Source organism: Trichococcus collinsii, assembly GCF_900107505.1.
GTDB classification, from domain to species: Bacteria; Bacillota; Bacilli; order Lactobacillales; family Aerococcaceae; genus Trichococcus; species Trichococcus collinsii.
The window spans coordinates 310,240-329,512 of sequence record NZ_FNQH01000003.1 but is presented as its reverse complement, the minus strand read 5'-3'; the positions used below and the strand labels follow the sequence as shown (position 1 = coordinate 329,512).

The following is a 19,273-nucleotide window of genomic DNA, read 5'->3' as shown; positions in this document are numbered from 1 at the left end:
GATTGGCATCACTTGATGTTGTGGGTATCGACCCCGATTCTCTTGCCGAGGTTGTGGTCTTGGTGTCCTCTCACAAAATTACTGGCTTGTTTGATGCGGGTGATTTTTTCCATTTCCTCATCCGTCAACATGAAGTCGAACAGGTCCAGATTTTCCTTCATGCGGTCGGGATCCTTTGTTTTCGGAATCGGAATGATATCGCGTTGCACAGCCCATTTCAATACAATCTGAGCCGGTGTCTTGCCATATTTTTCAGCGATTTTGATGACTTTACCTTCTTCCAAGGCTCTGCCTTTTGCCAATGGGCTGTACGCCATCGACACGATGTTGTTGTCGTAGCCGAAATCATCCACCTCTTCCATGTTGTGGAATGGGTTGATCTCCAATTGGTTAACGGCCGGTTTGATGCGGGAATTTTCCATCAATTCCTTCAATTCGCCGCGTGAGAAGTTGGAGACGCCGATGCTTTTCACGCGTCCGGAATCTTTCGCATCTTCCAGCGCTTTCCAAGTTTCGATGTTCACGCCATCTTCTTTGCTAGGGCGGTGAATCAAGAATAAGTCGATTTGTTGCAACCCTAAGCGGTCAAAGCTGGCTTTGATGGCATCGGTAGCTTTGTCATAGCCCATTTCGTCTTCCCAGAGCTTTGTGACCACAAAAATGTCATCTCTGGAAATACCAGCATTGATTGCTTTATTAATTCCTCGGCCTACGCCGGCTTCATTTTTGTACATGCTCGCTGTGTCAATCAGGCGGAAACCGCGCATGATGGCCATGAAGACTAGTTCTTCGGCTTCACCATCGCTGACATCCCATGTTCCAAAACCAATGCCAGGGATTGTAAAACCATCGTTCAAAGGCATCCTATCCATTAAGCTCTTTACCATGATAATCCACGCTCCTTCTACTTATTACCTTAAGTGTAACCCAATTTGGTAAGAAATACAAAAATTATTAATGCGCTTACATAACAAACCGGAGGAAATAATCTTCCCCACGCCGTCTCAGCATTATTGGAGCATGCACCTACAGTTTTTAGGAAACCGAGCCATTCGTCAAAGTCACGACGACCATTTCCGGACGGTTGTTGATGCGGAACGGGAAGGACGATCCGCCTATGCCGCGGCTGACGACCAGTTTCTTTTCCGGATCCGTGGGCAACAGATAAACCCCTTCGGTATGCTGCGGCATACGGCCTTGTCCCGGTGCATAGAGTCCGCCCAGTCTAGGGATGCGGATCTGACCGCCGTGCGCATGCCCGGAAAACGTGATGTCAGCTGATTTCTCCGGATTGATATGGTACTTCAGGAAATGCTCAGGCCGGTGCGCCAACAACAGGTACGTTTGGCCTTGCCAATCTTTTCTCAGTTTAATTTTCTTCAGGAAATCCTTCGTGATTTTCTGGATGGCTGCACTTTTGTCGCTCAGACCCATGATGACGACAGGCTTTCTGCCTTTCGCCAGGACGCTGATTGCTTCATCGTCCAGAAATCGGATCCCTGTTTTCTTGTACAGATCCAACGCAATTTGGAACATGGGCGAATGGCGGTCATGGTTGCCGTTGATGGCATAGGTCGGCGCGATCGCTGTCAATTGCCGGAACAGTTTTTCCGCCACCGAGGGATCAAAGGTCTGATCACCTTGAATCTGGTCGCCGGTCAGAAAGATAAAGTCCGGTTCCGCTTCTTTCGTCATGTCGATCAGCTTGTTCAGATTGATTTTCTCTTTCGGCAGATGGAGATCGGAAATCTGAACGATCTTCAGACCTTCATTTTCCGACGCCAAGTTCTTGACCGGAATCGTATACTCGGTCTTTTGGATCCAAGTATTTTGGAGATGCAGGTACGCCGCCGCGCCCGCCAAAACGGCAGCCTTCAGCAAACCATTGTTTTTTACGCTCATATTTATCATCCTTCATGAAACCCTATTGTTTCCTTTATTCTAATGCTTTGGAGCGCTTACGTCAAAATAAAATGGTTGGCGCTTTTGGCCGTCGTGGCCAGGATATTTTTCTGGAAGTATAAGGATGTTGTCTGATACCTTTCAGAACGGTGCGTTTCACTTCCTATTTATTAGTTGTCATGTTATGTTTAATATATCAATATTACCCTTCAACATTATAACAGCATCATGAAAGGAATGAATCTATGCGTATATTTACAGAAAAATTAAGGGAAGTCCTGCAGTCCGTAATGCCGATTACGTTGCTTGTCGTCCTGCTTCACTTCACATTGACCCCACTCGAAACGATCGATCTGCAGCGATTCCTGTTCGGAGCGTTTTTGATCATCATCGGCTTATCCATCTTTCTTTTCGGCGTGGATCTCGGCATCACGCCGATCGGGAAATTTCTCGGAAGAGGCTTGGCTCGCAGCAACAGCATGAAATACGTACTCGGGATGGGGCTTGTGCTCGGCTTCTTCATCTCGATCGCGGAACCGGATCTGCATATTTTGGCGACGCAGGTCTCCGAGGTCACGAACGGTATGTATCCGAAAAATCTGCTCCTGGTCGTCGTTTCTGTCGGCATCGCCGTGATGCTGACGATCGGCCTTTTCCGGATCGTTTACCGTTATCCGCTGAACAAGGCTTTCACGTTCCTCTACCTCGCCATCTTTGGCTTGGCTTACTTTAGCACAAACGACCTGTTCGCCATCGCTTTTGATGCCTCGGGATCGACGACCGGTGCTTTGACCGTGCCCTTCATGTTGGCATTGGCGGTCGGGGTTGCATCCCTGAACCGGCGAACGCAGTCAGCTGAAGAGGACAGCTTCGGCCTGGTGGGGATCGCCTCAGCCGGCGCCATTCTGGCCGTGTTGATACTGGGTTTGTTCGTCCGCTCCGATGAACCGCTCTCGGGCTCGATACCTGCCAGCGCGGCTGCTGTGACCCACTGGCTCGTGCCTTTCATGCATGAGTTTCCGAAGATCGCGGGCGAAATCTTGTTGGCCGTTTCGCCGATATTGATCATTTTCGTGCTCAACCATGTCTTCTTTGCGGATGAAAAACTCTCCAAACGCGCTTTTCGCCGTATTTTTTTAGGGATGGCTTATCTGTTTGTCGGATTGGTCCTGTTCCTGACCGGTGTGAATGCCGGTTTCATGGAAGTCGGACGCAAGCTCGGCATGCTGATCGCCGGGATGGACAGCTCCATTCCGGTCCTGATCGTCGGTTTTGTACTGGGGGTATTGGTCATTTTGGCGGAACCTGCGGTATATGTGTTGACGCATCAAATAGAAGATGTTACAACAGGATATGTAAAGCGCGGTATTGTGCTGGGATTCCTGTCCATCGGAGTCGGGCTCGCTGTCCTCTTGTCGGTCGTGCGTGTACTCGTCCCTTGGCTCCAGCTTTGGCACTATCTTGTCCCCGGCTATCTGATCATCCTCGCCCTTTCCTACAAAGTCCCAAAGTTGTTCGTCGGGATCGCCTTTGATGCGGGCGGCGTTGCTTCGGGGCCGATGACAGCCACTTTCATCCTGGCGTTCATCCAAGGTGTTGCGGAAATTACACCGGATGCTAATGTACTCTTGGAAGGTTTTGGGATGATTGCGATGGTTGCGATGATGCCGATCATCTCGCTGCAATTGTTAGGCGCCATTTACCAGCGCAACAGTGTAAAGGAGGGTCTTTGATTGACCAAACAAGTTGAAAACACACGATTCTACGATATCATTTTTGTCGTCGTTAACATCGGCAAAGCTAGCCGAGTGCTTGAAGAAGCAAAAAAATGCGGCATCACCGGCGGGACCATCATGCATGGTTCCGGAACTGTTTCCAGCGCTTTATTGCGCACTATCGGTTTTTATGAAGTTAAAAAAGAGATCCTCTTTATGGTCTGCGCGCGCGAAAAGACGCAGCCCGCCATCGAACACATCAGCTCACTCTTCCATTTCGAGTTGCCGAATCGCGGCATCCTCTTCACAAGTCCGGTATCGCACTTGCTGGGTACGCACGGTGAACGCTTGCACTTGGACGAAAAGGACGCCCATCCATTTGCCGATCATGAGGCTTTCTTTACCATTGTTCCCGCCGGTTTGGGTGACGATGTCGTCGAAGCAGCGGCAGCGGCAGGCGCACGTGGCGGCACCCTTTTCCGCGGGACCGGTGCCTTCGCAGAAAAATGCCGGAAAGTGTTCGGGATCGAACTCGAAAACGGCAAAGATATCATCATGAACCTCGTCACTTCAGATGTTGCTCCCGCCGTTGAAGCTGCGATCGTCGAGCGGATGCAGCTGGATGTACCCGGAAACGGCTTCCTGTTCAGCTTTGATGCTGAAAATGTGCGCGGGGTGCGTTAAGAAAAATACGATTGATAGACAAACTTAATAGACCCGGATTGGTGTTTGAGCCGATCCGGTTTTTTTTTGCATACTTAAGGAGCGAGATTGTCGAATGTTCCTCTAATATTCGATAAATTTGCATCGCTCTGGGGTCAAATTGTCGAATGTTACTAAGCATTCGACAATTTCGTCCCGCGACGGAGCCAAATAATCTGATGTTCCTCGAGTATTCGACTATTCCGGCTCGCTACGAGGTAAAATTCCCTAATGTGCCTTCCGCTTGTTTTCAGTAACTTTCGTTGCATATTGCGGGGGCTGTTCCCCACTTCACAAACTGTGTTGCGAACTGTATCAACATCCCGAGCGAATGTTCGGAACCACGCAACAAGACATGTTCATTTTGTTCAATCTTTCCTATGAAAATGATTTATAACAGCATATGAAACTGTATCATTTTTACAAATAAAACGATTGCTTTCAGCCCGGATACGTGCTATCTTATGTCTAGTTCTTATTCGAGGAAAAAGGAGAGGTTTCACGGATGGTTAAGAAAAAGAGATTTTTATTTGGCGGTTTGACAGCATTACTAGGTTTGACATTGGCGGCCTGCGGGAGCGGCGAAAATGCCGACAGCAGCGCTACTGATACAGCGGTGTTAACTGATTCAGAAACAGCATGGAACAAGATTGAGGAAGCCGGCGTTTTGAAGGCAGCCACTTCCGGAACGCTTTACCCTAATTCTTATCACGATAAAGAAACCGACGAATTGACCGGTTACGAGGTGGAAATCCTCCGTGAAATCGCTGAGCGCATCGGTGTGGAAGTGGAATTCACGGAAATGGGCGTAGACGGCATGCTTACTTCCGTCAATAGCGGCGCAGTGGATGTTGCAGCATTCGGGATCGACCGCAATGGCGAAAATGCTGACAAATACAATTACACAACTCCTTACAAATACTCATTCGGTGCCATGGTCGTACGTGAATCCGATAATTCCGGCATCGAAACGCTGGAAGATTTGAAAGGCAAAATTGCTGCGGGTGCGGCAACGACAACTTACATGAAAGTCGCCCGTTACTTCGGCGCAGAAGAAAAAATCTATGACAACGCGACAAACGATATGTACTTGTCTGACGTTGCGAACGGCAGAACCGACGTTATCCTGAACGATTATTACGCACAAAAATTGGCGACTGCCGCTTTACCTGATATCCCTGTTAAAGTGCATGACATTTTCTACAACCCATCCGAAACTAATTTCTCCATCAAAAAAGGCAATGACGAATTGACTGATAAATTCAACGTAGCTTTGGATGAAATGCGTGCTGACGGCACTTTAGCAGAATTATCAAAACAGTTCTACGACGGTGCGGATGTAACCGTACAGATCGAATATGACTTCCCTGTGATTGACGTAAGCGACGTAGAATAGAAAGGTGGGCAAGACATGTCAGGCATCCAATGGCAGTATATCTTTAATCCGGAATTGGCTCTAGACAGCCTCCCGTACGTCCTGAAAGGGATGGGCTATACACTTGGAATTGCGTTGACCAGCATGGTGAATGGCACGCTGCTTGGCTTTTTCCTTGCCCTCCTGCAGCTGGCCAAGTGGAAACCACTTCGCTGGCTGGCGCGGCTCTACATCTCCTTCATGAGGGGAACCCCTACTTTGGTCATTTTATTCCTGCTCTACTTCGGCTTTCCGTTCATCGGCATCCAATTCACCGCAGTCACGGCCGCCATCATCGGCTTTAGCATGAGCTCGGCCGCCTACAGTGCGGAAATTATTCGCTCATCGCTGAATTCCGTCAACCACGGACAATGGGAAGCGGCCTATGCGCTGGGTCTGAAGTGGTCGTTCATCATGCGGAAAGTGATCGTGCCACAAGCATTGCGGATCGCCATTCCTCCGATGAGCAACGTGCTGTTGGACCTGATTAAAGGATCATCTTTGGCGGCGATGATCACCGTTCCGGAAATGTTCCAGAACGCCAAGATCGTCGGTGGCCGCGAGTTCGACTATATGACGATGTACATCCTGGTCGCGCTCATCTATTGGGCGGTCTGCAGCGTCTTCGCTGCTTTCCAGTCACGCATCGAGAAGAAATTATCTTTGTATGTGGAATAAAAAAAGAGGCAACCTCACTTTTCGAGGTTGCCTCTTTTTTCAGTTTAATACGCAAAAAGCAGGCTGTTACGGGCCTGCTTTTTGCGTATTCTGGAAGCCGGAGTCGGGGCCGGCTTCTTCTATTTATCGATTTCTCGGATTAGCATGTTAAGAAAAGCTTATTTGATCTTGTTTCTGAGCACCATCGGCAAAATACCTTTGTTGCGGTAGTAGTCGATTTCGATTTCAGAATCCAGTCTTGCGATTGCCTGGAATGTTTTTTCCGTTCCGTCCGCAGCTCGAGCTGTGACAGTGATCACTTCATTCGGTTTTACTTCATCCGTGATCGCGATCGCGTATTCTTCCAATCCTGTCAATCCCAGTGTGTCTGCATCTTCGCCTTTCAGGAATTCCAGCGGAAGCGCCCCTACCATGATCAGGTTCGAGCGGTGGATCCGTTCGAAACTTTTCGCGATGACCGCATCGACGCCCAACAGTCTGGCGCCTTTCGCTGCCCAGTCACGGGAAGATCCCATTCCATAGTCGTCTCCGGCCAGGATGACCAAACTGGTGCCATCTTCTTTATATTTCACGCTGGCATCGAAAATCGGCATGATTTCGTTGGTTGGGATGTATTTGGTGAACCCACCTTCCAAACCATCCGCCAAAGCGTTTCTGAGGCGGATGTTTGAGAAGGTTCCGCGCATCATCACTTCATGGTGTCCTCTGCGGCTACCATACGAGTTGAAGTCTTTCAGCTTTACGCCACGCTCCATCAAATATTTTCCGGCAGGAGACTTCATAGCGATGGCTCCAACCGGCGAGATGTGGTCGGTTGTTATGGAATCCTGGAATTTCCCTAAAACGCGCATCCCTTTCAGACTCGTTATCGGCTCCGTTTCCAATTGGAAGTTTTCGAAGTATGGCGGATTTGCGATATAGGTTGAATCAGCATTCCAGTCGTAGACTGGTTTATCTGCTGATTCGATTTTGTTCCATAAGTCGTTTGAATCGAATACGGAACGGTATTCTTCTTTGAACATATCCGCCAACACAGATTCATTCACGACTTTTTGGACTTCTTCGTTGCTCGGCAAAATGTCCTTGAAATAGACGGGCTGCCCTTCTTTATCTGTCCCGATTGGATCGGTACCTAGATTCACTTTGACATTCCCGGCTAAGGCATAGGCGATGACCAAGTGCGGCGCAGCCAGGTAGCCGGCTTTCACTTCCGCATGGATGCGTCCTTCGAAGTTGCGGTTACCGCTCAAAACTGCTGAAAGCAAGATGTTGCCCTCTTTGGCCGCTTCGCTGACTTCCGGTCTCAGCGGTCCGGAGTTCCCCACGCAAGTCATGCAGCCGTAGCCGATGATGTTGAAGCCTAGCGCTTCCAGGTAAGGCAATAAGCCCGATTTTTCATAATAGCGCGCCGTCACTTTCGATCCCGGCGACATGGAGGTTTTGACGTAGCGTTTGACTGATAGTCCTTTTTCCACTGCATTTTTGGCCAATAAAGCGGCGCTGAGCATCAGGTACGGATTGCTTGTGTTCGTGCAGCTGGTGATGGCTGCGATGGATACCGCTCCGTTTTCCAGCTCTTCTTGATAACCGTCTTCATAGGTGATCGTTACTTTGTTGTCGATATCGGCTGCATCCAACCCATAGCCTTGATTCCCCATCGGCGCTGCATAGGCTTCGGTGAATTTTTGGCTGACATCGGATAGTTTCACTAAATCCTGCGGTCTTTTCGGACCTGCCAAGCTTGGTTCCACTGTTGAAAGGTCGATTTCGATCAGCTCTGAATACTCTGGTTCGATTGCATCATTGTAGAAAAGGTTGTTCGCTTTGACATAGGCTTCGATTCTGTCCACTTTTGCATCTTCTCTGCCGGTGAAGCGCAGATAGCCCAATGTTTCGTCATCAACCGGGAAGAAACCGCAAGTCGCTCCGTATTCCGGCGCCATATTGGCAATGACCGATCTGTCGGCAATCGTCAAGTTCTTCAGGCCTTCACCGAAATATTCGACGAATTTCCCGACTACTTTTTGCTCACGCAATACTTGGGTCATTTTTAAAGCTAAATCAGTTGCCGTTGCGCCATTTTGAAGCTTGCCTGTAAAGCGGACTCCAACGACATCCGGAAGCTGCAGGTAGCACGGTTGACCCAACATGCCTGCCTCCGCTTCGATACCGCCGACGCCCCAACCTAGGACACCCAAAGCGTTGATCATCGTCGTATGCGAATCGGTCCCTACCAAAGTATCCGGGTAGAGGATACTTTCCCCATCGGTTTCGGCTTCCTTGACCACATCAGCCAAGTATTCTAAGTTCACCTGATGGACAATCCCTGTTGCTGGCGGAACAACACTGAAGGAATCAAACGATTTTTCCGCCCAGCTGAAGAATTCGTAACGCTCGCGATTCCGATCGAACTCAATTTCCGCGTTCATTCTGAAGGCATCATTGAATCCTGAGTAGTCGACTTGAACGGAATGGTCAATGACTAAATCCACCGGTATGTCCGGATTGATGATCGCGGAGTCTTTACCCAATTTATCGGTCACATAACGCAATGCCGCCAAGTCCACGATTGCCGCTCCACCGGTCAAATCCTGCAAAATGACACGGGATGGTTTGAAGGGGATCTCCGTTTTCAACTCATTGGTGGGTTTCCAGTTGGCCAAGGATAAGACGTGTTGTTCAGTGATGACCTTGCCGTCTTCTTGTCGCAACAAGTTTTCCAGCAAGACACGGATGGAGTATGGCAATTTGGCGATCGTCACTTGTCCATTTTCCAATGATTTCAGATCGTAGAACTTATACGCCTTCCCATTCGTAGTGATGGTTTTGATTGATTTCTGCTTGCTGTTCATAGTATAGTACCTCTCCAATTTATATATTCTTGTATTTACTTAACGTGATTGTATCCCTATAATAAACATAAATGAAATATATATTTTTTATGTATATCATAATCAAAACTTATGATAAGGGGGTAATTCTATGGAAATGAAAGATATCGAATACGTAAAGGCGATCAACGACTGCGGCAGTTTGACAAGGGCAGCTGAGTCTCTATACATCTCACAACCCTCATTGAGCATGTACATCAAAAATATGCAGGCCCGATTGGGATTCCCAGTCTTCAATCAAATCGGAAAGAAATATGAATTGACTTTCCTTGGTGAACGTTTTTTGGCTGCTGGAATCGAGATTCTGCGTATGCGCGAAAACTTTTATGATGAAGCTGCCCATATATTGGACAACAAAATCGGCCGTCTACGCGTTTCCATTCCATTCATGCGCGGTTCCTATCTGGCTCCTGATATCTTGCCGAAATTCAATGAAATCTACCCAAATATTGAAGTCGAGTTGCTCGAAGAATCTTCCAAAGTTGTAGAAGAAAAAATCAACAACGGCGAAGCGGACATCGCGATCATGAACATGCCGCACCACGCTTTGAATCTGGACTATGAAATCATCAAATCGGAAGAGATCCTGTTAGCTGTACCCTCTGGACATCCTTGCATTAATCAAGGGAAGCCTAATCCGAAGAGCAGCTACCCTTCCATTGATCTGCATTTGTTCAAGATGGATCGTTTCATTCTGCATTTCCCTGATCAGCGCACCGGTCAGATAGCCGAAGCGATTTTTGCGGAACATAACTTCGTCCCCAATAAAGTTACGCATACTCGGAATATCGAGACAGCCGTCAATCTGACGATGACGGGATACGGGATCTCCTTTTTGAACGAGACCCATATCCGTCACTTGAAATTCGGCAATGCTCCGCGCTTTTTCTCTTTCGAGGGCAAGCCGCATTATGCGGACATGATTGTGGCTTACCGCAAAGGGCGAAAACTGCCTCCTTACATCAGAACCTTGATTGACCTTTGCCGAGAAGTCGTTTGATGATTAATTAAACAAGAATGGTAACGGAATCGCACCAATCAGAATAGCGATAACCGTTTGGATCACAAAGCTCGGAAGACCCCATTTCAGGTATTCTTTTGAGTAATCACCAAAGCTGACTTCTGTTCTGTCAACCAAAACATAAAGGAAGGCTACTAAGGGACTTGCAAAACGGATGGCTTGACCCATCATGGAAGCGACACCGATTTCAGTTGGTGTTGCCCCGTATTGGTAAGCAATTGGTGCCAATACCGGCAGGATACCGAAGTAGAAAGCGTCATTTGGCAAGAAGAACAAACCAGGTAAAGAAATCAAAGCCAGGAAGAATGGAATGTAGGCACCCATATTTTCCGGAATCATGCCAGCCATTTGTTGTGCGATGGCTGTGCTCATGCCGCTGCCGTTCAGGACACCCATGATGATACCTGCACCATAAACCAAGCTCACGGGTCCTAGTGCTTCTCCACCATTTGCGATCAGACGGGAAGACTGCAGATTCAACTGTCTGTAGTTGACCAACAACGCGATAGCTGTACCAAGCACGAAGAGGATGCCGCCATTGATGATGTCCATGATCAACATTGTCATGATTGCAGCGGTAAGTAAAAAGTTGAACCAAATCAATTTAGGGCGTTTCAAATACGCATCTTTTTCGTTGATTTCTTTAATGATGTGTTCCAAGTCGCTGTCAGGGATGATGCCGCTACCTTGAACGTAGCCCAGACGAGCGCGTTCTTTTTTACCATAGTAGTAACACATATACATCGCTAGAATAGTTGCGCCTATCATACCTGGGATAACGGGTACGAAAAATTCTTTCGGTGTCAAGTTCAACACCGGCATAGCACGCGCCATCGGACCACTCCAAGGGACTAAGTTCATTACCGAGTTACAGAATCCGATGATTACCGCCAAATAAAGCTGGTTCATCCTCATTTTCTTGAAAAGCGTCAGAACCGCTGTCGTTACGATCAACACAGTCGTTGTTCCATCACCATCCAGTGACACGATTAAGGAGATAACACCAGTAGCGACACAAATCTTCATTGGATCGCCTTTTGCCCATTTAATCATCTTCGTAGCCAATGGATCGAACAGACCGACATCCAACATAACCGAGAAGTAAAGGATGGCAAACAGCAATAATGTAATCGTTGGGGCTACACCTTTACCGATAAGTGTCTTGTTCTCATCCAGCGAGTAATACAAACCTCCAAAGATCCAATCAAATACTTCCAAAAGTGGTGTTCCGGTTATAAGTGCTGCGGCAAAACCAAAAACGACGGGAACTAAAATTAATGCTGCAAAAGGTGACATTTTCTTGGTTAATAACAAAACCATGAAGGTAACGATCATTCCATAGCCTAACAATGCTAACATTTCAACACTTCCTATTCTTTGTGTTATTTCTATCCTTTATAGAAGACTTTACCGACCATGATTTTTCTTGCGGTCCGGTGGCTTGATACAGATTCGATTTTTATCGTTCCATCTTCATTTTTGTACTTCATGGCTACTGAAATGAGGCCATCGCTGTGCCCAAGTACAATCTCATTCTTCACATTTTCGTTCCCCAGCACTTCATTCGGGATGGTGCCCGGAATCGCACAAGCTGCTGCTGTACACAAAGCTCCTGTCAAAGCGATGGTTTTGTGGGCTTTTTGCATGCTCATCATTCGGATGGAAAGATCATATTCGGATGCGTTTATTTCTTTGCCGCTATCCGTAATGTAATCCTGTGTCGATGATATGATCGTCATTTTGGGTACTCCCGGCGTTACTGTAGCGGCTTCTTGCCACTTATCGGCCAAGCCCATTTTGACGGCTGCTGTACCCCTGATTTTTTCCAACAGTTCAAGATTCGCTGGATCAGCATCGATCACGGCTGCTGTTTCGGATCCGATAAAGCCGATATCTCCCGCTCGCACATATACCAAAGGGTTTGCCGCATCGACGATCGATACTTCAACAATGCCGTAGTTCTCGATGTTCAGCAGATCTTTCGGTTGTCCTGTCGGCAACAGTTTGCCGGTGAAGGAACCTTCCGGATTCAAAAATTCCAATTCGATCTTCGAGCCAGTTCCGGGAACGCCGGAAATACTGAAGTCGCCATCATAGGTGATCTCTCCGTTAGGTGTAGGAATATGTTCGTGAATAATTTTCTTTGTGTTTGTATTATATACTCTGACGGTCGTGATCGGCGCGCTAATTTCCACCAGCGCATTTTCAAGTGCGAAAACCCCAACAGCAGATGAGATGTTCCCGCAGTTTCCTGCATAGGAAACAAAAGGCTTATCGATCTGGACTTGCGCAAAAGTATAGTTGATGTCCCAATTTTCAGTTGTTTCTTTTGAAATGATGGCGACTTTGCTGGTCGTGGAGACTGCCCCACCCAGACCATCAATTTGGCGTTGATCAGGGCTGCCCATGATTTTTAGCAGGATCTGGTCACGTTCCTCTTTATTTTCCGGTAAATCTTCTTCCATTACGAATGCACCTTTGCTCGTGCCGCCACGAAAGATGCTGCATTGTAGTTCTTTTAGCATGTCGTCCCTCCAAATGTTTACGTTTTCAAATATCCACGGATTTGTGGTTATCCAGTTGAATCCTCTGAGTAACAAGTTCCTATAGACTGCAGTTCTATTGATTGCTCATTACTCAACTTGATATCTGAAGTATAAATTCTGGTTAACCAAATATCCAATCAATCATTTTTATCCAAATCATAGGTTTAACTTATGATGATAACGATTACAATCATTGGTATTAAATATCTGATTTTTTGCGCGGTTAAGCATCAATTTCCCCTGACTCGAATCAGACATTATATACATTTCCACAAAGCAAAAAGAGCCGGGAACAATAGGTTCCTGGCTCTTTTCTGAATTTCCCGATTATTTTCTGTTGTATATCATTTCAATTTACTACTATATAGCAACGTTTCCCCTTTGCCTTTACGACAGCATGGATACCCATTTATCATCCTCTTATTGAGAATAGCCATCATAATTGAGAATCCCTTCTCCCGACGATTCAGATATCCGTTTGGGGCGAGCTGTTTTCGATTGCAACTTTTGTCTCATGATTCAGCAAATATTCCTTCAAATGCAACCCGCCGGCATACCCCACCAGTTTCCCGTTCGTGCCGATGACACGGTGGCAAGGGGTGATGATCGATATCGGGTTGCGGTTGTTGGCCATGCCAATCGCGCGCACGCCTTTTGGATTTTCGACAGCGATAGCTATATCCTTGTAGCTTCGCGTCTCACCGTAAGGGATTTGGCGCAAGGCTTCCCACACTTTCAATTGGAAAGGCGTCCCAGCTGCATCCAACGGCAAATCGAACTCCTGACGTTCACCGCGGAAGAACTCCTGCAGCTGACGCTCGCCTTCCAGCAACAAGGGCGTATCCGCCTCAATCATTTCTCCAGCCGCTATTTCCTTTTCGATGTGCGGATCCAATTCCAATGCAACATGCTCCAGAAACGTAATGCCCTTGCCATTTTCAGCCAACAAGTACTTCCCGAGCGGTGTTTGGATATATTTATATGCTTTCATACTGATCATCAGTCCTTTTTTCGTAATCATACACTCTCTCTGCTCCATTATACACAGCGGTGGCAGCAACAGGAAGCATTCTCTATTTGTCACTCCTCCAACAACACCGTATACTGGTGTTGTTAACACAGGCAATCCCAACATATACAGAAAAGAGAGGATTCTATTGCGTACATTTGATACCCCATTGGACAGGCGAGGGAACGGATCGAAGAAATGGGATAAGGATTACATCCAGCGTCGTTTCCAAACATCGCGGGAGGACATTTATCCCCTTTTCATCGCCGATATGGATTTCCGTCAGGATGAGTTGGTGCTGCAGGCTTTCCACTCGTTCATCGAAGCCGGGGATTTCGGTTATTTTGATGTGCTGGACAGCTTTTATGACAATATCCAATCCTGGTACAAGACTAAACTGGAGACACCGATCAAAAAAGAATGGATCGTTCCAGCGAACGGGACCATCGCTTCCATGCATTTCGCGGCCGACCTTGTCAGCAAAGGCCAGCCGATCATGTTCCTGACGCCGGTCTACGGCGTCTTCAAGGATATCGCGATGAATTTCGGCGGGATGGTGACCGTGCCGTTGCTTGAGGTGGATGGCGCCTACCGGGTCGATATGGAACGGATGGAAAAGGAAATCGTGGCTCAGAATGTCGGGACGCTGCTCTTCTGCAACCCGCACAACCCTTCCGGCCGGATCTGGTCATACGAAGAGCTGCAAGAAATCGTCCAACTTTGCAAAAAGCACAGCGTCACAATCCTGTCCGACGAAATTCATGGCGAACTGAATCTTTCGGAGAAACCGTTCGTTTCGCTGATTTCATTCATGGATGAATACGAAGACATTATCGTCTGCAGTTCGCCGAACAAAACCTTCAACTTGTCTGGATTGACAGCCTCCTATGTAATCATCCGGAATCCCGAGTTGCGGCAAGCTTATCAGCGCGAACTGGTCCGCTTCCACATCACCATCAACCGCGCCGGCATGGCTTTCATCTCTGCTGTCTATGGGCACGGCGGCGATTGGCATACCAACCTGCTCGTCTATCTCAAGGGAAATATGGCTCTTATGGAGGAACAGTTGGACGGTTTGAATTTGGAATGGATGCGCCCTGAATCAGGCTTTCTGGTCTGGATCCGTTTGAACAAAGTCACCGATATTGATCCCTTCGTCCTGGAATTGGCACAAGAAACTGGCGTCCTCATCGAAACCGGCAGCCGTTTTGTGGCGGACTACGAAAACTACGTGCGCTTGAACTGCGCTACCAGCCGTAGTTTCCTTGGTGAAGCTCTCCATAAATTCCGATGCTTCTACAAGAATTACACAGAATGAATATTTTGTCGCACGCAAGCGCGCGGGGGCTGCCCCGCTGAATCGCTTGCGTGCGTTTTTTTCCTCCGGTGAACGCAGGCTTCGCCGCAGTTCGTCCCGCATTCTGAATGATTTCCTCCGGGGAAACGGTCTTCCCCGAAGGAGAGACAATTTTTTTGAGCGCTCCTCCGACGAGTGCGCTCTCGCCGGAGCTGAATCCCCGTCCGGCCGTCGCGCTCCTCCAGAGAGCGGCGCACGCCGCAAACATTTCTTATGAAATTATTTCAGTCATCTTCACGATTTCTTCACACCCGCGCTCTATAGTAGGTTCACATCATTCCGGTTGGGGGTGAATCTTTAGGATTTGTTTAAGAGTAAGTTGAACCGCTTGCACAAATAATGGTTTTGATTTAGAATAGTTTTACATCACAACTATTATCCGGAAAAGGAGCGGATTTCAACATGAAAATTGATTTTTTGAAAAAAGAAATCTGGGATCTAATGCGGACCATCCAAGTTTCCAAGGATACCGTGATGTGCCCGGTCGCTAAAGACTATTGCATCACCCCGCTGCAATTGCGGATTTTGATGGAAATCAAGCTGAGTGAAGATCTGTCACTCAACCGTTTGGCGAAAGTGATGGATATGAACAACGGCAACGTCTCCACCATATGCAAAAAGCTGGAACAGCAAGGCTATCTCACACGCGAACGGCGTGCGGACGACGAGCGTTTCATCACGCTGAAACTCACTCCAAACGGCCAAGCGATCCTTCAGAAAATGGAGCAAGATATCGAAAGCAAATACTGCTTGCTGATGGAAGGCGTGTCCGAGGAACGGCTTGAAAAAATCGCAGTCGGTATCAAGGAACTGCAGCTTTTGATAGAGGAAATGAACGAACAACAACGAGAGGATTGAACAGACATAAATGGCAGATGACAAAAATAAAAACAATCGAAAATGGAATGTGAATTTGAACAACGAAAACCCCGATAAACGCAGAACGACAGCCTATTACTTGTTGATGGCATTGAGCGCCCTGATGTTCCTGAACTATTTCGTATTGCCTAGCTACATGAACCGAAGCGTGGAGGAAGTGACTTATAGCACGTTCCTGAACCAGGTGTCGACGGGCGAAGTATCCGAAGTCAAACTGGAAGAGAACCAAATCACCTTCGTCGCAACTGATGACGCTGGCGACAAACAAGTCTATATGACCGGCCTGATCGATGATCCGACACTCGTCACCCGTCTCGAGGAAGCCGATGTGACCTTCAGCAAGGACATTCCGACTGAGGCCTCTCCGATCCTTTCCATCTTGGTTTCTTGGGTCTTACCGCTCCTGCTGTTCTGGGGATTGGGTAGCCTGTTAGGGAAACAGATGGCGAAACGGATGGGCGGTGGCGGTGCCGGTGGCGCATTGTCATTCGGAAAATCGAATGCCAAAGTCTATGTGAAGGCAGGCGATTCGAAAACATTCAAGGATGTCGCCGGACAGGACGAAGCCAAAGAAGCGCTTAGCGAAGTCGTCGATTACCTGCATCAACCGAAAAAATACCAAGATATCGGTGCCAAGAATCCGAAAGGTATCCTGCTGGTCGGACCTCCCGGAACCGGCAAAACCTTGTTGGCCCGAGCTGTCGCAGGCGAAGCCGATGTGCCGTTCTTCAGCATATCCGGTTCCGAATTCGTCGAAATGTTCGTCGGACGCGGTGCTGCCAAAGTCCGCGACCTTTTCAAGGAAGCCAACGAGAAAGCCCCCTGTATCGTCTTCATCGATGAAATCGATACGATTGGTAAGAAACGCGATAACGGCAGCTTCGGCGGGGGTAACGATGAGCGTGAGCAGACCTTGAACCAACTGCTGGCGGAAATGGACGGTTTTGAAGCCAATAAAGGCATCATCCTCCTGGCCGCCACCAACCGTCCGGAATCCCTTGATGCTGCCCTACTGCGCCCGGGTCGTTTTGACCGTCGCGTACCGGTTGAACTGCCGGACTTGGCAGGACGCGAAGCCATCCTGAAAGTGCATGCAACGAACTACAAGATGGATCCTTCCATCAATTACAATACGATTGCCCGCGCCACATCCGGTGCTTCCGGTGCCGAATTGGCGAACATCATCAACGAGGGTGGCCTGAGGGCAGTCCGTGAGGGCCGCAACGCCGTCACCCAAAGTGATTTGGAAGAATCAGTGGAAACCGTCATCGCCGGTTACCAACGCAAAAATGCGGTCATTTCTCCGAAAGAAAAGGAAATCGTTTCTTACCATGAAATCGGCCATGCGCTGGTAGCGGCCAAACAGACGGAATCTGCGCCGGTCCACAAGATCACAATCATTCCGCGTACTTCCGGTGCTTTGGGCTACACGATGCAGATCGAGGAAGGCGAAAAATCGCTGATGACGAAACAGGAATTGTTCAATAAAATCGTGACGCTGGCAGGCGGTCGCGCCGCAGAAGAGATCGTCTTCGGGAGCATCACGACCGGGGCCTCGAACGATATCGAGCAGATGACCCGGATGGCGCGCGCCATGATCACGCGCTACGGGATGAGCGACACGTTCGACATGATGCAGATTGAAACCCAGACCAACAAATATTTGGGCGGCGACACTTCCATGAATGTGTCCGCCGGGATGGCCGAGCAGGTTGACCGCGAAGTGCTGGACATCATCAAGCAGGCCCACGAAAAAGCCATTGCCATATTGAACGAAAACAGCGAGAAGCTGCATGAGCTGTCCCACCACCTGCTGGTCGAAGAGACCATCACCGGTGCGGAGTTCATGAAGATATTAGGGGAATAATGTCTTCAACTGATACTCAACCACAAGAAACCGGGTTGCCTCAAAAGAGGCAACCCGGTTTCTTGTGGTTTGATGATCTGAGTGTCTAATTGTTTGTTTTTGGGTTCGAGTTCGTCTCGAGATTCCCCGTGAAGGTGATTTTGATGGGGAATATTGAGGTTACTGTGGACAATTTCCCCATCAAGTCAGTTTTTGGCGGGTTTTCTGACTGTTATTCGAACTGATTTCCCCGCTAACATGGTTTTTGCAGGTTATTTCTGAGCATAAATTCAGTGCTGCATTTATTATACTTCTAATCCTAACACTTGCTGCATGGTCGGGATGGATTGCATGCCGCCTGGTCGCGTCGTCACCAACGCTGCCACACGATTGGCGAACGTGCCCATCTCGCGGATTTCATCCAAACTGCAGTCTTCCCAAGCATCCTTGCCGGCGATCTGATAGAGGAAGGCACCGATGAACGAGTCGCCTGCTCCTGTCGTATCAACCGTTTGGACGCTGATCCCTTCAACGCTGGCCTTATCGCCTTTGAAGTACAAGTCCGCTCCGTTTTTCCCTTTTGTATAGATCAACAGTTTCGGCTCCGTCTTCAGCAATGCCGCTAGCCCAGCTTCTTCTGAATCCTTGCCCGTTATGAAAGCCAATTCATCATCGCTGATTTTCAGGATGTCCGCATACGGGAGGAATTCTTGGATCGTCTGTTTCAGCATTTCCGGATTCGGCCAAAGATTCAAGCGGACATTCGGGTCAAAAACGATCGTCCCGCCTGCCTGCTTCATTTTTTCCAAAGCTGCAAGATGCGCATACTTTACTGGGGCTTCAATCAGATCGACCGAGCAAAAATGCAGGATGTCTGCATCGCTGAAAACAAGCTCATTCAGCTCTTCCTTGTCCAACAGCATATCCGCGCTGGGATTGCGGTAGAAACTGAATTCGCGTTCCCCATTCTCCTTGAGCGACACAAACGCCAACGCCGTGTTTGCCTCAGCGGTCCTGTACAGGTGCCGGATGTCGACCTGGTTCTGTTTGAGGACATCTGTCAGATAATCCCCGAAGGCATCCTGACCAACTTTGCCGATGAAGCTCGCATTTCCACCCAGGCGGCTGACCGTCACAGCTACATTTGCCGGCGCCCCTCCCGGTTGCTTGGTGAAACTCTGGACCTCTTTCAAGGGCACGCCGATTTCACTCGGGAAAAAATCAATCAGTATCTCTCCAATCGTATAAACTCTCCGCATAACGTCTCCTTCATTCCTAAACTATTTGTCTGGCACACCTAACTGCAACTCCTA

The 19,273-nt window shown here is 48.3% G+C and carries 15 protein-coding genes; 8 read left to right on the top strand and 7 right to left on the bottom strand.

Features of this window, described 5'->3' with window-relative positions; translation table 11 throughout:
- Window positions 1–8: 8 nt before the first annotated feature.
- Both BLV66_RS09090 and BLV66_RS09085 read right to left on the bottom strand, forming a co-directional pair.
- A complete protein-coding gene (locus tag BLV66_RS09090; RefSeq protein ID WP_086985789.1) occupies window positions 9–887 on the bottom strand; it encodes an aldo/keto reductase in 879 nt (292 codons plus the stop codon).
- A gap of 148 nt (window positions 888–1,035) precedes the next feature.
- Window positions 1,036–1,902 (bottom strand): metallophosphoesterase, encoded by an 867-nt coding sequence (locus BLV66_RS09085; protein WP_176974195.1) that lies wholly within the window; start codon window positions 1,900–1,902, stop codon window positions 1,036–1,038.
- A gap of 245 nt (window positions 1,903–2,147) precedes the next feature.
- On the opposite strand from BLV66_RS09085, the gene BLV66_RS09080 reads away from it, so the two are divergent.
- The 4 genes from BLV66_RS09080 (at window position 2,148) to BLV66_RS09065 (ending at window position 6,411) form a co-directional block, all read left to right on the top strand.
- Entirely contained in the window at window positions 2,148–3,635 is a 1,488-nt protein-coding gene (locus BLV66_RS09080) for a DUF1538 domain-containing protein (protein WP_086985787.1), read from the top strand.
- Window positions 3,636–4,301 carry a hypothetical protein gene (locus BLV66_RS09075; protein ID WP_086985786.1) on the top strand — a complete coding sequence of 222 codons (666 nt, stop codon included), beginning with the start codon at window positions 3,636–3,638 and terminating at the stop codon, window positions 4,299–4,301.
- 523 nt (window positions 4,302–4,824) lie between these two features.
- Window positions 4,825–5,715 (top strand): transporter substrate-binding domain-containing protein, encoded by an 891-nt coding sequence (locus BLV66_RS09070; RefSeq protein WP_086985785.1) that lies wholly within the window; start codon window positions 4,825–4,827, stop codon window positions 5,713–5,715.
- A gap of 15 nt (window positions 5,716–5,730) precedes the next feature.
- Complete coding sequence (locus tag BLV66_RS09065) at window positions 5,731–6,411, top strand: amino acid ABC transporter permease (RefSeq protein ID WP_086985784.1); 681 nt, start codon at window positions 5,731–5,733, stop codon at window positions 6,409–6,411.
- A 158-nt stretch (window positions 6,412–6,569) separates the two neighbouring features.
- On the opposite strand, the gene acnA is transcribed toward BLV66_RS09065, so the two are convergent.
- Window positions 6,570–9,263 carry an aconitate hydratase AcnA gene (gene acnA / locus BLV66_RS09060; RefSeq protein ID WP_086985783.1) on the bottom strand — a complete coding sequence of 898 codons (2,694 nt, stop codon included), beginning with the start codon at window positions 9,261–9,263 and terminating at the stop codon, window positions 6,570–6,572.
- Between the two features lie 130 nt (window positions 9,264–9,393).
- Between acnA and BLV66_RS09055 the strand changes: the two genes are divergently transcribed.
- Window positions 9,394–10,302 carry a LysR family transcriptional regulator gene (locus BLV66_RS09055; RefSeq protein WP_086985782.1) on the top strand — a complete coding sequence of 303 codons (909 nt, stop codon included), beginning with the start codon at window positions 9,394–9,396 and terminating at the stop codon, window positions 10,300–10,302.
- A 3-nt stretch (window positions 10,303–10,305) separates the two neighbouring features.
- Here BLV66_RS09055 and BLV66_RS09050 read toward each other — a convergent pair whose 3' ends face one another.
- The 3 genes from BLV66_RS09050 to BLV66_RS09040 form a co-directional block, all read right to left on the bottom strand.
- Entirely contained in the window at window positions 10,306–11,682 is a 1,377-nt protein-coding gene (locus BLV66_RS09050) for a CitMHS family transporter (RefSeq protein WP_086985781.1), read from the bottom strand.
- A gap of 29 nt (window positions 11,683–11,711) precedes the next feature.
- The gene (locus BLV66_RS09045; RefSeq protein WP_086985780.1) at window positions 11,712–12,848 is read right to left on the bottom strand and encodes a 2-methylaconitate cis-trans isomerase PrpF family protein; all 1,137 of its coding nucleotides are present in this window, start codon (window positions 12,846–12,848) and stop codon (window positions 11,712–11,714) included.
- 487 nt (window positions 12,849–13,335) lie between these two features.
- Entirely contained in the window at window positions 13,336–13,890 is a 555-nt protein-coding gene (locus tag BLV66_RS09040; RefSeq protein ID WP_281251188.1) for a methylated-DNA--[protein]-cysteine S-methyltransferase, read from the bottom strand.
- A 136-nt stretch (window positions 13,891–14,026) separates the two neighbouring features.
- Here BLV66_RS09040 and BLV66_RS09035 point away from each other — a divergent pair, with 136 nt between their 5' ends.
- The 3 genes from BLV66_RS09035 to ftsH all read left to right on the top strand — a co-directional run bounded on the left by BLV66_RS09035 (window position 14,027) and on the right by ftsH (window position 17,981).
- Window positions 14,027–15,196, top strand: coding sequence for a MalY/PatB family protein (locus tag BLV66_RS09035; RefSeq protein WP_176974193.1), 1,170 nt, complete (start codon window positions 14,027–14,029; stop codon window positions 15,194–15,196).
- A gap of 441 nt (window positions 15,197–15,637) precedes the next feature.
- Complete coding sequence (locus BLV66_RS09030; protein WP_086985779.1) at window positions 15,638–16,093, top strand: MarR family winged helix-turn-helix transcriptional regulator; 456 nt, start codon at window positions 15,638–15,640, stop codon at window positions 16,091–16,093.
- A gap of 10 nt (window positions 16,094–16,103) precedes the next feature.
- A complete protein-coding gene (gene ftsH / locus BLV66_RS09025; protein WP_086985778.1) occupies window positions 16,104–17,981 on the top strand; it encodes an ATP-dependent zinc metalloprotease FtsH in 1,878 nt (625 codons plus the stop codon).
- 284 nt (window positions 17,982–18,265) lie between these two features.
- Here the strand turns inward: ftsH and BLV66_RS09020 are convergent, their stop codons facing one another.
- The gene (locus BLV66_RS09020) at window positions 18,266–19,219 is read right to left on the bottom strand and encodes a carbohydrate kinase family protein (RefSeq protein ID WP_086985777.1); all 954 of its coding nucleotides are present in this window, start codon (window positions 19,217–19,219) and stop codon (window positions 18,266–18,268) included.
- Window positions 19,220–19,273: the final 54 nt, after the last annotated feature.